The organism is Wolbachia endosymbiont (group B) of Athalia cordata (genome assembly GCF_947251845.1).
In the GTDB taxonomy this organism is placed as follows: Bacteria; Pseudomonadota; Alphaproteobacteria; order Rickettsiales; family Anaplasmataceae; genus Wolbachia.
The window spans coordinates 1,005,866-1,020,745 of sequence record NZ_OX366383.1 but is presented as its reverse complement, the minus strand read 5'-3'; the positions used below and the strand labels follow the sequence as shown (position 1 = coordinate 1,020,745).

Below are 14,880 nucleotides of genomic sequence, written 5' to 3'. Positions count from 1 at the left end.
GCTACTTGCATCTGCTATTTTTACTCATAATTATCTTGCCTGAACGAACTTAATTTCAAGTAGTTAATTATAGAAATAATCGTATAAAAAAAAGAAGATAACCAATATCTTCTTTTACTCTAATTAAAAAGACATTGAATTGTAATTGTCTATTTCATCTGATATAAGCGATAATTTTATGCTCTCAAAACGGAGATTACTTGCAATATCTGTTAACTGTTCACTAAGGTTACTTTTTCTGGTGAATGGTGTTCAGGAGCTTTTAATTTTCTATTACAGTCAGCCTTACACCAAGATCTATTAATTTTTGTCAATAAATCATTACCCTCGTATTTATTTTCACACTGTCTGTGGCACAAATTAAGTAAATCAACACCATGCACTGTCAATGAAGCAGAATCTTGTGTAAATTTTACCATAATATACTCCTTAATCTGATTATATCTATATTAACATATAAATGTGAATATCATACTAATATAGTTACTTTTTATGGCAAGTGGTTTTTGGTTATTTTCTAAACTTTCTTTATAAAAACCATAGGCGCCTATGGTTTTTAGCTAAAGTAAAGATCAAGTATCTGGCATTCTGGACATAAAATCCTCCTGTGTAAAAAAGATTAGAAAAAAAGTGCGGCGCACATACGACAGAGATTAAGTATGTGTGTGCACCCACGTACGCTGAAGAAGATACGCCACATTTTTTAATGAGTTTGATTGTTTAATGAAAAAAGTCTGCAGATAAAGATAAATTTTGAGCTCTTAAAATATCTTTCACTATGATTATAGTCAGATTTAAAATATGCGCAAGCAATTTTTTTCTGTAAAAGTTTAACAAAAGAATTCAAAAGTTTGTGAACAACCTCTAAGTGTATGGTCCCAGAGTGTGATGGTATATAGACTATCTGGATCATTTAAAGTATCAGATCAAGTCCCATTTAAGCAATAAAAAGACCAGATCAGGACAAAAACGCTACCATTTTCAGCCCTTATTCAGGTGGCTCAATTTCCCGTAACTTATATAAGTTACCGTAATCTTTCAAAACCTCAAACAGACTTTCCCTAATGCAAAACAGTATAACTAGTGAGCAATAAGCTACACTCCTTTTAGCTGTAAGCTTTGCATGATAATATACTTACTTTAATTTTTCTTCTTTAAATAATACGTGTCTTCTGACCACTGGGTCATACTTCCTAAACTCGAGCTTCTTGGGAAGGTTCTTAGGATTACGTTTTTTTACACAAAAATAGCCTGTTAGTTTCTCTTCTCCAGTTTTTGTTGTTTTAGTTGCGGTGCTAACTAGCTTGACAAGCAAAGAAGCATTTTTTTTCGCCATAATTGTAGTGATATAATAAATTCTATGCAAGTTTAGAACGCAAAACACTGAAAGTCAACCCAATAATGCAGGTCGCAAAATTCTTGACAATCAATAATATATTAAGTAGTATAAGAAGATTTCAGAATGAAAAGCAGACGGTAAATAAGTGGCGAGTGATGGCAAAAGGTTATTATTGATAGAAAGTACTACCTGTTCTAACGAGGTAAGGGTTGCCCTACTAGTTAATGGTAGGGTTGTAGAGTTTGAACAAGAATTCAAGGAAAAAAGACAATTAAGAGGTAATATATACGTTGCTTATGTAAAGCGTATAGAGCCTGCTTTGCAGGCCGTGTTCATTGAGTATGGAAAAAATAAGCAAGGTTTTTTGTCTTTTTCTGAGATATCTCTAAATTACTTTAATATTCCAGAAAAAGAGAAGGAAATTTTCCCTGACGAAGGCTATTCGAGCGGTGTGGACTGTTCAAATGATAATTGCACAGAAGAAGGCCTAGATTCTACAGCTAGTAATGAATCCAGCAGTGGTTTTGTGAGGGAGGTACCTTTACATAGAAAATATAAGTTACAAGATGTGATTTCAGTAAATCAAAAGTTATTGGTTCAATTAACTAAAGAAGAACGAGGAAATAAAGGAGCTTCATTTACAACATACGTAACTTTGGTCGGTAGATACTGTGTTTTCATGCCCAATTCCATAAGTAGGGGTGGAGTATCTCGCAGAATTGAAGATACCAACGTTAGAAAACAGTTAAAGGATATATTAAATTCAATAAATTTACCAAAAGGCTCAGGTTTAATAGTAAGAACTGTTGGTGCAGGAAAAAGTAAGAAAGAAATTGAGCAAGATTACGATAATTTGACCTTATTATGGCAAAATATCCAGCAAAACTTCTCTTCTTTAAATGTTCCATCATTAATTTACAACGAAGCAGATGTAGTTATGAGATCTGTACGTGACTTTTGTAGTAATGATACAGAAATTATAGTATCTGATAGAGAAGTTTGTGAAGCGGTAAGAAAATACACTAAAAATGTGTTACAAGGAAAATTACGTCCTAGGTTATATAGAGGCTCTGTTCCAATCTTTACTTACTATCGAGTCGAAGATCAAATTTCTGAATTATATAGCAATAGAGTAGAATTACCATCTGGTGGGTCTTTGGTGATAACCTTAACTGAGGCATTTGTTTCAATAGACGTAAATTCAGGGAAAATGACAGGAGAAGATAACATAGAAGAAACAGCTTATAGAACTAATATGGAGGCATTATCTGAAATATCAAGGCAAGCGAATCTCAGGGGCTTATCAGGGTTAATAGTTGTTGATTTTATTGACATGTTGAAACTTGAGTATTGCAAAAATGTTGAATTTGCTATCAAGCAGGCGTTTAAAGATGATAGAGCTAAAGTTCAATTTAGCTTTATCAATGACTTTGGTTTAATGGTCTTTTCAAGACAAAGAATTAAACCAAATATACAGGAAATTAATACTACAGAGTGCTTACGCTGTAAAGGTATTGGAAGAGTGAAATCAAACGAAGTGGTTGTTGCATCGATACTAAGGGATTTGCAACATATTGCTAATAAAAATCAAAATAAGTCCTTTGATTTAATAGCACGCAGTGCAGTTATAGCGCACATTTTTAATAATAAGCGTGATATGGTTTCTACAATCGAAAAAGAGTTCAATATTACATTAAATGTTAGTATTGATAATAGTTTAGATGCAGATACATTTATTTTAAAGCAAGGAGACCATATTAATTTTAATGATTATAAGCCATTGCAGAATTCTGGATGTAAAATTGTGAATAGCAGGAATAAAGAAGCTGGTAGTTCAGATAAACTACCGGGCAACTTTTGGTTAACTAAATGGCTTTCGCGCCTTTTGGGCTCTAACAACTAAACGGGACTTGTAATTAACGAGTTTTATACTTATATATTTTACATCAGATAATATTTAAAAGGGAGTATTCATTATGGGAAGAGCAATAGGTATAGATCTTGGAACGACAAATTCTTGTGTTGCAATAATGCAAGGTAAGGATACAAAAGTAATTGAGAATAAAGAAGGAGCAAGAACTACTCCATCTATAGTTGCATTTACTTCATCTGGAGAAAGGTTGATTGGTGCTCCAGCAAAAAGGCAAGCAACTACCAATGCAAGTAATACTTTTTTTGCAACTAAGAGATTGATAGGTCGCCAATATAGCGATCCTGAAATGAAGAATCTAGGTGTACCGTATAAGGTATTTGCAGCAAAAAATGGTGATGCATGGGTTAAAACAACTGATAGTAAAGAATACTCTCCTAGTCAAATTGGTGCATTTATATTACAAAACCTGAAAGAAGCAGCGGAAGCTTATCTTGGGGAAGAAGTAAAGGATGCTGTGATAACAGTGCCGGCGTACTTCAATGATTCTCAACGTCAAGCAACAAAAGATGCAGGAAAAATTGCTGGATTAAATGTCCTCAGAATAATTAACGAACCAACTGCTGCAGCACTTGCTTATGGTCTTGATAAAAAGCACGGACACACAATAGTAGTGTATGATCTTGGTGGTGGTACATTTGATGTTTCAGTTCTTGAAATAGGTGACGGAGTTTTTGAAGTAAAGGCTACAAATGGTGATACTCACCTTGGAGGGGAAGACTTCGATAATGCAGTAGTGAATTATTTACTGGGTGAATTCAAGAAAAGTAATGGCATTGATTTGAAAAACGATCCAATGGCTATGCAAAGAATCAAAGAAGCTGCAGAAAAAGCAAAGGTAGAATTGTCAAGTGCAATGGAAACAGAAGTAAATCTACCGTTTGTTACAGCTGATGCAAGTGGCCCAAAACACTTAAATATGAAGCTAACAAGAGCAAAGCTTGAAAGCTTAGTGAATGATTTGATTGAAAGGACTATAATTCCTTGCAAAAAAGCTCTTGAAGATGCTGGTTTGTCTGCTAGTCAAATTGGTGAAGTAGTTCTTGTTGGTGGCATGACTCGTATGCCAAAAGTCATAGAGAAAGTTAAAGAATTCTTTGGCAAAGATCCACACAGAGGGGTTAACCCTGATGAAGTTGTAGCAATTGGAGCTGCAATACAGGCGGGAATCATTCAAGGTGATGTAAGAGATGTATTACTACTTGACGTAACTCCACTTTCTCTTGGTATTGAAACTCTAGGTGGAGTATTCACTCCACTTATTGAACGTAATACTACTATTCCCACAAAAAAATCTCAGGTGTTTTCAACTGCAGAAGATAACCAAACAGCCGTTACAATTAAGGTACATCAAGGTGAAAGAAAATTGGCGATTGATAATAAACTGCTTGGTCAGTTTAGTTTAGAAGGAATACCACCTGCTCCTCGCGGGGTTCCTCAAATTGAGGTGACATTTGATATAGATGCAAATGGAATAGCGCATGTTTCTGCAAAGGATAAAGCTACTGGAAAAGAGCAAAAAATACGTATTCAGTCTTCAGGTGGTTTATCGGAGGATGAAATAAATCGGATGGTGAGAGAAGCTGAGGAAAAAGCACAAGAAGATGAAAAGCGTAAGAAATTTATTGAAGTGAAGAATCAAGCGGATAGTTTAGTTCATTCTACAGAAAAATCTTTGACAGAATATGGTGATAAAATTTCTCCAGAAGATAAATCTGCTATTGAGAATGCAGTTAATGAATTAAAGGAAGTTAGTAAGTCTGATAATATTGATGATGCTGATTCAATACAACAGAAGGTTACTAATCTTTCTCAACTTTCTATGAAGCTTGGAGAAGCTATGTATCAAGCATCTCAGCAAAACAGTGCTGAAAATGGCTTTTCATCAGAAGGAAATCCAAATGATAAGGAAGAAAAAGTAGTAGATTCTGATTATCAAGACATAGATAATAAAGAAGAGAATAAGTAATTCGATTGTCATCCCAGTGCCCAGATACTGTGGGATGACAAGAGGAGCGTATTGTTGCTTAAAGGAACTATTGTGGATATTATTAAGACAATAGAAGAAAAATTACGCGATTCAATAGGTATAATTGGTATTAATGTTATAGATGAGTCAGCGAAGCATGCAGATCATTATTTTGCTTCTTCTTCGACACTACCTTCACATATCAAATTAGTATTAATATCTAACGACTTTTCTGGAATGAGCTCTTTAAAGAGGCATAAATTGATCTATGAATTATTAAAGAGTGAAATAGAACGAGTACATGCGATTTCTCTTCACTTGTATACGCAAAGCGAATACAATCTAAAAAATAAATAATAAAAATGTGAACGAAGAGTCTTTATTAGTTAAAGCAGGAAGAAAATTTAATGATTATAAAGGGTCGATGAACCCACCAGTTTATCATTCTTCTACTATATTATTTCCTACTTACAAGGACTACTTAAATGCAGCAAATGGAGAAAGTATATACGATGTAATCAATGATGGTGTTGCAAGGGATTACAGTTACAGTAATGTTGGTACGCCTACTGTTCATTATTTTTCAAATGCACTGGCTGAAATTGAGGGTAGGGGACAAGCACTCATCTACCCTTCTGGATTATTTGCACTTACTTTTGCTATTTTGACTTTCACTAAAGCAGGTTCACATGTCCTGATACAAGATAATAGTTATTATAGGCTAAAGAGATTTGCCGAAAATGAGCTACCAAAAAGAGGAGTAGAAGTAACTTTTTATAATCCGACACAGGATATAACTGATTTAGTTCAGAGTAATACTTCACTCATCATGATTGAGACTCCTGGTTCTATAACGTTTGAGATTTCAAATATAGAGCATATAGTAAAAGTTGCTAAAGCACGTGGAATCGTAACCGTTTGTGACAATTCATGGGCCACTCCTTTGTTGTTTAAGCCGCTTGATTATGGAATTGATGTTGCACTATACGCGGTGACAAAGTATCTAGCCGGTCACTCAGATCTAGTGATGGGAGCTATGGTTGCTGAAAGTAAAATTTTTAAATTGCTTTATGAGAGCTATAAAAATTATGGAGTCACCATTCAATCGCATGACTGTTACCTTGCACACAGGGGACTTAGAACACTGCAAACACGCATGAGGAAGCATCAAAGTACAGCAATGCAAGTGGCAAAGTGGCTGGAAAAACATCCAAAAATCAAAAGAGTTTTGTATCCAGCACTTCCCTCCCATCCTCAACATGAATTATGGAAAAGTTATTTCAAAGGGGCAAGTAGCGTATTTAGTATAGTACTAGATAGAGAATATTCATGTGAAGAACTAGGCTGCATGGTTGATCACATGAAAGTTTTCGGCATTGGTGCTTCTTGGGGAGGATGTGACAGTTTGATATTACCAGTAGACCATAGATCTATGTCAAGATCTGTAATGAATTCAGATTATGGTGGAAGTTTTGTGCGAATATTTTGCGGACTAGAAGATCCTGAAGATTTGATTTTTGACTTGAATACTGCATTAATAAGACTGCCATGTTCAAGTGTTAAAGATGATTGTGAGACTGAAAGAGCTACTGCATAACATTGTAAATGCTGACTTTGATATTGAAATCAAAGGCGTCACATGTAATCCTAAGAGAGTTAAAGAAGGTTACCTTTTTGTTTGTGTGTCAGAAAGGAGTAAAGAACACGTAACATGTCTTCCTAATGGATGTGTACACAACTGTGTAGACGTTGTAATACAAGGGGCCAAGAAAGATGTCATACCAGTGCTCAGACACTGGGATCCAGAAAATTTAATTGTAAACAAGCATACTAGACAATTGTATAATGAAAACTGGATTCCAGTGTCCGCTACTCGAATGACAAGTACTCCAAGTTTTGCAGTGCTTTACCACTCGGACCCTCAAGGAATATACAGTGAAATAGTCAGCAGGTTTTATCAATTCAAACAACCTAAATATGTTGCTGCTGTAACTGGTACGAATGGTAAAACTTCAGTGGTGGAATTTTGTCGCCAGATTTGGCAAGATAATGTAGCGTCTATAGGAACACTGGGAACATGTGTCAATAATAATAGAAAAGATAATAGCCTTACAACGCCAAGTGCAGATGATCTTTATTCCACATTGCGTGACATAAATAATAAGAACGTAGAACACTTAGCATTAGAAGCTTCAAGCCATGGAATCGATCAATACAGAATCCATGGACTCAGGCTCAATGCTGCAGCTTTTACTAATTTCTCTCAAGATCATTTGGACTATCACAAAAGTATCGATGAGTATTTTGAGGCCAAGAAAAGGTTGTTTGATGAGGTATTGCCAAAAGAAAAAACAGCGATTTTAAATGCAGATATAGGCGAATATGGAGAGTTGCTCAACATAGCTGAAAAGCGTGGCAACAAAGTTATAACCTATGGAAAAAAAAACTCTGACATTACTTTATTAAAGCAGATACCCACTGCCAATGGTCAATACCTGACAATTCAAATCGGTGATGAAATTTATAACGCATTTTTTCCGATTTTTGGGCAATTTCAAGCATATAATTTGTTGTGTGCAATCGGTATAGTTATTTCATCTGGTATGGACTATCAAAGAATGTGTATAGATAAACTCGCTTCTCCATCTGGAAGAATGGAAAAAGTGAACACTTTTGCATTTGTCGATTACGCTCATACTCCAAGTGCACTCAAACAAGCTCTGTTGTCTTTAAAATGGCACTTCAATAAAAAGATAGTTCTAGTGTTCGGTTGTGGCGGGAATCGTGATCAAACAAAACGTGCAGAGATGGGTAAAATAGCACAAATGCTTGCAGGTAAAGTTATAGTCACAGATGACAATCCGCGTGATGAAGATCCGGGGAAAATTCGTCACGATATTTTGTTACATTGCCCTGATGCACTGGAGATAGGAGATAGAAAAAAAGCTATAGAGAAAGGTATAAATATAGCACATGATGAAAATATGATTCTGCTAGTTGCAGGAAAAGGACATGAAAGATTCCAAATAATAGAAGGCCAATCCCTTGAATTTAGTGATGTTGAAGTTATTAGAGAGGGCCAAAAATTTGCTACTGCTGTTTTGCTCTCTCCTTCATCCAACGCCTGAATGGCTTTTTTCCTTAAGTCATAACTGTACGCTGCTGGCATTTTTACCTTCTTGTTACACTAAATCACTATCTTATCTTGTTCCTACTATTATGAGAAGAGCTATACAAGGATATGAAAGTGGAGATTGTGGTTACAAGATTAGTGAGAGAATATAGAAAAATTGAGGATGAAATATTGCGTGATATAGTTCATTTAGTGATAAAGGCTCTTACAGGTATAGTAGCGCTTCATAAGTAAGAATATTTTTACAAAGAATTTAATAATCACAATTTAGGCAATGATGAAAGTTCTTTAAGAAAAAAGTTTAATACTATCAAGAAAAGTTTGCATAGGCATAGCAATATAATACATAATAATCAAAATATCTAAAATTCTGTCAATTTATTTGCACAGTCAATCACTTGAGAATTCGGAAATTGATTTTTAAACCAAGTGTACTGGCGTTTTGCATAATGCCTTGTGTTTGTTTGAGCAATCTGTATTGCTTCGTCTAAAGTAATCTCCCCTTTTAAGTATCTTATAATTTCTGGTACTCCATGTGCTTTCATAGCTGGCAAATGTGGAGATGGGTTCATGCTAAGTAGGTTTTTTACTTCATCAATTGCTCCATTTTCAACCATTTCAATAAAACGAGAATTTATTTTTCGGTATATATCCTCACGTTTAGGTAGAATTGTATATACCTTAAAATTATTGAACAAAGGAGGCTGTCTATTTTCTTGCCATACAAAGATTGTCTTGCCAGTTTCAGTGATAACTTCAAGTGCTCTTGAGAGGCGATGTGAGTCATTAATAAATATTTTACCTTGAATCCTTGGATCTTTGCTTAGCACTAACTTATAGAACTCCTCTTTACTTAAATTTTTCCTTAATTCGCTTACATTTTTCCTAACTTCCTGACTTATTTGTGGCATTGATGATAAGCCTTTGATTAAACTGCTGATGTAAAGCCCACTTCCTCCAGTAATGATAGGTATTTGCGCATTTTCTAATGCGTGATTAACTTCTTTTTCTAAATCCTCTAACCATAGACCCACGGAATAATTTTCTTTTGCTGAAACATAACCGTATAGTTTATAAAATTTTTCTTGCCTTGGCGGTTGAGCAGTAATTATGGGAATCTCTTTGTATACCTGCTTTGAGTCACAGTTTATTATGCTAATGTTTTTATACTTTTTTATCAAGTTATCGCATAATTCTGATTTACCTGAGGCTGTAATTCCTGTAATAATTACTATATTATCCTTCATTTATATTAATTTAACTAACCTATGATAGGGTGTAGTAAAAATTTGGATTCTACAATCTAAAATTTGGAGACTTTTATGGCAGAAAATGATAACGATAACTCGTTTACTAAGCGTTTTACAAATAGGACCTCTAATGAGACAAGAGGAGGTTTTTCCAGTAAGTATTCATCTCAAAATACCAAAGAACATGCACTAGGAGCAAAAGGAAAAATTTCTGAATTGGCAAACAAAAAAGCTGAAGCCAAGGAAGCTTTTTCTGAAAGTGGCGGCATAAAGAGTAAAAGCAGAACTATCAACGAAAGATCCTTTGCTGATGCAACAAGAAGAAGTAGATCAGATCTCATATATCTAGTTCGTGGTAAAGACCGTGGAAGGTCAGCTTGGCACTATGTATTAGTTGATAAAGAAAAAAGAGAGATGTTTCTAGCAAAAAGCAGAACTGGCTCTATAGATGTTGCAGATTATGGAGAGATTTTATATTCAGGATGGGGAGATGATCCACCACAGACGATAGTCGATAAAATCAATGAGGAGTTCGGATTGTAGTAAATCTGTTGTAAAAACGAGCAGTTGCTAATAAAATTTACTGTAAGTATACAACAGTAGCCATTTCGGTATTTTAATTGCTATCATATAGCGAGATAATCAGGGATATTGTAAACACAAGTTTAGCTATATGATATTTGAAGTAATAAACGCAATACAAAATAATTTGTTAGCATGCTTTCCAACAGAAACAGTATATGCTCTTGCTTGTAATGCGCTAGATCAGGAATCTATAGAAAAAATATACCAGATAAAGAAGCGTTCTCAAAACAAGCCACTCTCTATATTTGTTAGTGATGTTGATAGTTTGACAAATATAGCAAAGGTAAAAGAAGAATATATCAATTTAATAAACTACTTTTCTCCTGGACCAATTACCTATATTTTACCGCTTAAAAATAATAACATATTACCAAATGAATTCTTTAAAGGCAGCATAGGCATAAGAATTCCTGATCATCCTATTGCGATTTCAATATTAAATGAACTGAAAACTCCAGTAGTTGCAACTAGTATTAACATTTCAGGAGAAAAAAGTATATGCAAAGCAAGAGATATACCTCAGTCTATTAAGCAACACTTATCTGCAGTAATTGAAGATGATGAATTAGTTTCTGGTATAGAATCTACTATTATTGACTTAACTGGAGACAAGATTAAGGTTTTAAGAAAAGGTAAAATTTCATTACAAACAATAAATAACGAATTTTCAAACTAAGATCTATAGGAGAAAGAATGAAAAAGGTGATAGGCCACAACCAAGCAAAAAAAAAGATAATGAACAACTTGTCTGTTCAATCTTGGCTGATCTGTGGTAAAAAAGGTATAGGAAAAGCAACACTTGCACAATCCTTTTCTAATTGGTTTCTGATAAAAAATTACGATGAAGTAGCATTAGACTTACACATTGTTGAAGGTGATACAATAGGAGTGGAAAAGGTGAGAGAAATGAAAAACTTTTTGCACTTAAGCCCCATTCAATCAGAATATAAAATAGCTATAATAGATAGCTTAGAGTCAATGACTAATAATGCTAAAAATGCAATATTAAAAATATTAGAGGAGCCGCCACAAAATTCTAAAATATTTGTAATTAGCCATAAGCCATATGATGTACAAACCACCATCCGGTGTAGGTGTTTTCAGCTGAATTTACTTCCATTAACTTACGATGAAACAAAGCAGGTTGTTTCATCTCAGTGTAAATTCGACGATAAAATATTTAGTGAGATCATTACTTTGTTTCCTGGAACTCCGGGAATAATAATAGATGCAATAAATAGTGGTGCTTATGAGTCACATAAGCATTTTTATACATTTTTCCGTAATCTAAATAATTCTGATATAGTTAATAAAATAATTAATAGTGAGATTGAGCTAGAACTAGCATCACATATAATTCAAACCTCCATTTTAGAAAGTATAAAGAAAGAAGTAAATAATGTTGAAATTCTACTAAGTCAATGGAAAGAAATAGATGAACTTTTCGTTGCTGCAAAGCAATTTCGCTTAGATAAAAAGCATGTTTTAGCTAATGTAGTTAATATCATGACACAAAAATGTAATACTTTTAACATAAATTTATGATAAAATTCTGTTAATTTAATACTGAAAGTATATAACTTGAATGATAATAAATTAACTGTATGGCAATCAATAGAAGTTTTAACAAACACTATACTGAACATGCAGAAAGAATTGAGTTTAATCAAGAATACATCTTTAGATCAAGACGTCACTTTAGAAAAAGGGAAGGAGCTATCAAGTGGCATCTATGAGGCAAATTTTAAGCTAAACAAGGCAATCAATATAGCTACTTTGCCAAGAATTGGCTATTATATGATTAATGATGAACTTGTTGTACGTAATCATATTACGAAAGAGGAAGTAAAGATCCCTAGAGATTTTCATTACTTTAAAGTTGTTAAATCCAATCACGATGATTGTAAATTAACGTTTTGTAATTTTTTAGGTAATGAGTTTTTTGAATATAAAAAGTATGATCCACAATATTCTGGTCTTTCAGATGAATATAAACTCATGGATTTTGGTAGTATAAAAAAGACTAATAATCTAAAACTTAAGGAGTATGTTGGTCATGCACCTAAATTTTTTGCTGTAGAAGGATCTATTGAGCCTGGATCTGAAAACCATGTAATTGATCTATTTGAGCTAGTCAGAGACGGTAAAGGCAAAAAAGTGGGAACTCTTGCTGATGAATTTGGTTATTTTGATGATCAAAATAAATTACACTACTATAATTATCACAAAAGTGCAGAAAGTAATACTTATGATCCTGAAAGCTTCAGTGTAAAAATGATAAATTTAGATGTGAGCAAAATTGATAAATTTTACCTTATTGCAGAACAAGGTGATATAATAATTCATCCTATTTTGGAAAATTTAGACATATTTTAAAGTTTTTTAGAGTATCCAGTATATTATATAATTGGGTTTGTATTATGGAAGATAAATTACTTGAATCAGTAAAAAACAAAAGTTACTTCAGGAAAGCAGTTGAATGGTATTGCCACAGATACCTGTTCTGCGTTGTAGAAAGATCTTGGATGGCGTTAATAGCGTTACTTCTCTTAGTATGTTTATTTTTATCACTACTAAACATATACCTATTACTTCCTGTTAAAAAAGATTTAAATTTTGTGAAGTATATGAACCACACAGAAGATGAGTTCTCTGCAATACATAAACTTAGTTTTAGTAAAAAAGAAGATGAGTACATTTCCATAGCAAGGTATTTAATAAGTAAATATATTGAAACATATGAGTCCTCTCGGACTGTTGAGCCAAAGTATCAAGAAAATTTTATAAAAAACAATTCTGTATACAAAATCTACCAAAACTTTCAGGAAAAAGTGAACAATGAAGCTGTTTCATCCACAAGAAAAATTACCAACATAAACGTAACAACATTATCTATTGACCGGTTGACCAAGAACTTAGTTACATTTGCTGGAAACGCTACTGTAGTTTTTACAGCTGAGCAAAATAAGAAGATGAAAGATTATGCTGTGGAGGTCAGCTTCACTTTGTCAAATATAAAAGCAACTCTAGCTGGAATAGTGCCATTTAAATTTATTGTTAATAGCTATAAATATAGATGATTATATTTATAACATTATTTGGTAGCTAAAAAAAATAACTAAAGTGCATATAGCAGTAATAACTGGGGGTAAAACTAGAAGCATTGGTGTCTTTTTAATAAAATAATTTCTAGAAGGTTTTGAGAAAAAGGCGTTGTAAATTATTGGTAAAAAGTATAGAGCATTGAGTATAGTACTAACAATTAACACTAGAGTTACAAACACAGAAAGTGTTACATTACTAGAGTTGAAAACAGCTTGAAAGATGAGAAATTTGCTCCAAAAAGTCGGAGCAGGAGGTACTCCTATCATGGACAATGCACCTATAGTGAATGCTATCATGCTAATTGGCATACTACGTCCTATACCGTGAATTCTATCTATATATTTTTCACCCGTTTTCGTTATTATGATACCTGCAAAAAAAAATAAAGTAATTTTTGCAAATGCATGGCAAACTAATTGAAAGATTGCAATCTTCATGCTGAATTCACTAAAAATTGAAGCGAACAATATAATATACGACAATTGGGAGATGGTAGAGTAAGCAAGCAATTTCTTTAATTCCTTTTGCTTTAATGCAATCAACGATGCAGTAATGATAGTAAATCCAGCAGCGTACGGAAGCCACCCTGCAGCAAACCAATTTTGCTGCACAAAACGTTGCATATTATCGACGCCAAAAGTGTATAATATAACTTTGATGATGATGAAAACTCCGGATTTCACAACAGCAACAGCATGTAATAGTGCACTCACAGGAGTTGGTGCAACCATTGCTTTTGGTAACCAAAAATGCATTGGCATTAATGCAGCTTTTCCTATTCCATAAATCAGCATAGCAAAACACACTGCAATAAAAGTGATGAGTGAAGTATCAAACTTGAATATTCCACCACTTACAAAATCTAAAGTATGGAATTCATTATATAATAGGCCTATTGCAGGAAAAAATAATACTAAAGAAGAGAAAAATAGTAAACCAAAGTAATAGCGTCCTGCAATTACTGATTCATTTGTTGAGTTGTAAGTAATCAGAGGGTATGTACTAATAGTTAGAAGCTCATAAAAGACAAATGTAGTGAGCAAATCTCCAGAAAAAGCAATAAACATTGCACAACTGATTGATGTTGAAAAAAAGCATAGAAAACTTGAGTGATTGCTATCAGCATAGTTATTTCTCATATAACATATTGCATATATACTGGTTAGTACCCACAAAAATGATATTAATAAACTGAATATTGCTCCACTAGACTCTAGCTTTAAACTAATATGCAAATTATTACCAAAATCCATGAGAATAAATTGAGAATGATCACCATACACCAAATATAAAGTGCATAGAGATGTATACGCAAACAGAAGCATAGAAGAAGCAACAGTAACGCTACTGTTCACTCTGGGCCATTTACTAGTAAAAGAAATAGCTAATGCACTTAAAAGTGGGATCAACGCAGTAATTAACAAATAATTCTCAGTAATAAAAAGTGGCAAGGAAAGAGATATTAAAACAAAATCCATTAAGTAATTCATCTTTCTGTTTAGGTAAAGCTAAAATTATATTCAAGTTATAGAGAATTTGCTATTTTTTAGTTGTATATCGGAAGTGTTA

General features: G+C 33.5%; 14 protein-coding genes. 10 read left to right on the top strand and 4 right to left on the bottom strand.

What is annotated here, in order from left to right; all coding sequences use genetic code 11:
• Window positions 1–212: 212 nt before the first annotated feature.
• Both OPR30_RS04600 and rpmG read right to left on the bottom strand, forming a co-directional pair.
• Entirely contained in the window at window positions 213–419 is a 207-nt protein-coding gene (locus tag OPR30_RS04600; RefSeq protein WP_265030517.1) for a hypothetical protein, read from the bottom strand.
• Between the two features lie 716 nt (window positions 420–1,135).
• Window positions 1,136–1,336: a 50S ribosomal protein L33 gene (rpmG, locus tag OPR30_RS04595; RefSeq protein ID WP_012481745.1), complete on the bottom strand. Its 201-nt coding sequence runs from the start codon at window positions 1,334–1,336 to the stop codon at window positions 1,136–1,138.
• A gap of 148 nt (window positions 1,337–1,484) precedes the next feature.
• On the opposite strand from rpmG, the gene OPR30_RS04590 reads away from it, so the two are divergent.
• The 5 genes from OPR30_RS04590 to OPR30_RS04570 all read left to right on the top strand — a co-directional run bounded on the left by OPR30_RS04590 (window position 1,485) and on the right by OPR30_RS04570 (window position 8,366).
• A complete protein-coding gene (locus tag OPR30_RS04590; protein ID WP_265030516.1) occupies window positions 1,485–3,242 on the top strand; it encodes an Rne/Rng family ribonuclease in 1,758 nt (585 codons plus the stop codon).
• A gap of 73 nt (window positions 3,243–3,315) precedes the next feature.
• Window positions 3,316–5,238: a molecular chaperone DnaK gene (gene dnaK / locus OPR30_RS04585; RefSeq protein WP_264374833.1), complete on the top strand. Its 1,923-nt coding sequence runs from the start codon at window positions 3,316–3,318 to the stop codon at window positions 5,236–5,238.
• A gap of 72 nt (window positions 5,239–5,310) precedes the next feature.
• Window positions 5,311–5,595, top strand: coding sequence for a BolA family protein (locus tag OPR30_RS04580; RefSeq protein ID WP_265030515.1), 285 nt, complete (start codon window positions 5,311–5,313; stop codon window positions 5,593–5,595).
• Window positions 5,596–5,602: 7 nt separating this feature from the next.
• A complete protein-coding gene (gene metC / locus OPR30_RS04575; protein WP_265030514.1) occupies window positions 5,603–6,835 on the top strand; it encodes a cystathionine beta-lyase in 1,233 nt (410 codons plus the stop codon).
• Window positions 6,804–8,366 carry a Mur ligase family protein gene (locus OPR30_RS04570; RefSeq protein WP_007302714.1) on the top strand — a complete coding sequence of 521 codons (1,563 nt, stop codon included), beginning with the start codon at window positions 6,804–6,806 and terminating at the stop codon, window positions 8,364–8,366. The genes metC and OPR30_RS04570 overlap by 32 nt, the downstream gene beginning before the upstream one ends.
• Window positions 8,367–8,733: 367 nt before the next feature.
• On the opposite strand, the gene miaA is transcribed toward OPR30_RS04570, so the two are convergent.
• Window positions 8,734–9,618, bottom strand: a complete 885-nt coding sequence (gene miaA, locus OPR30_RS04565) for a tRNA (adenosine(37)-N6)-dimethylallyltransferase MiaA (RefSeq protein WP_264682654.1) — start codon at window positions 9,616–9,618, stop codon at window positions 8,734–8,736.
• A gap of 75 nt (window positions 9,619–9,693) precedes the next feature.
• Between miaA and OPR30_RS04560 the strand changes: the two genes are divergently transcribed.
• From OPR30_RS04560 to OPR30_RS04540, 5 genes are all read left to right on the top strand, one after another.
• The gene (locus OPR30_RS04560) at window positions 9,694–10,164 is read left to right on the top strand and encodes a hypothetical protein (protein WP_015588435.1); all 471 of its coding nucleotides are present in this window, start codon (window positions 9,694–9,696) and stop codon (window positions 10,162–10,164) included.
• A 130-nt stretch (window positions 10,165–10,294) separates the two neighbouring features.
• Window positions 10,295–10,882 (top strand): L-threonylcarbamoyladenylate synthase, encoded by a 588-nt coding sequence (locus OPR30_RS04555; protein WP_265030513.1) that lies wholly within the window; start codon window positions 10,295–10,297, stop codon window positions 10,880–10,882.
• A 17-nt stretch (window positions 10,883–10,899) separates the two neighbouring features.
• A complete protein-coding gene (locus OPR30_RS04550; RefSeq protein ID WP_265030512.1) occupies window positions 10,900–11,751 on the top strand; it encodes a DNA polymerase III subunit delta' in 852 nt (283 codons plus the stop codon).
• A gap of 36 nt (window positions 11,752–11,787) precedes the next feature.
• Window positions 11,788–12,582, top strand: a complete 795-nt coding sequence (locus tag OPR30_RS04545; protein WP_264682656.1) for a hypothetical protein — start codon at window positions 11,788–11,790, stop codon at window positions 12,580–12,582.
• Window positions 12,583–12,626: 44 nt separating this feature from the next.
• Window positions 12,627–13,286 carry a VirB8/TrbF family protein gene (locus OPR30_RS04540; protein ID WP_139686506.1) on the top strand — a complete coding sequence of 220 codons (660 nt, stop codon included), beginning with the start codon at window positions 12,627–12,629 and terminating at the stop codon, window positions 13,284–13,286.
• A 6-nt stretch (window positions 13,287–13,292) separates the two neighbouring features.
• On the opposite strand, the gene OPR30_RS04535 is transcribed toward OPR30_RS04540, so the two are convergent.
• Entirely contained in the window at window positions 13,293–14,789 is a 1,497-nt protein-coding gene (locus OPR30_RS04535) for a proton-conducting transporter transmembrane domain-containing protein (protein ID WP_265030511.1), read from the bottom strand.
• Window positions 14,790–14,880: the final 91 nt, after the last annotated feature.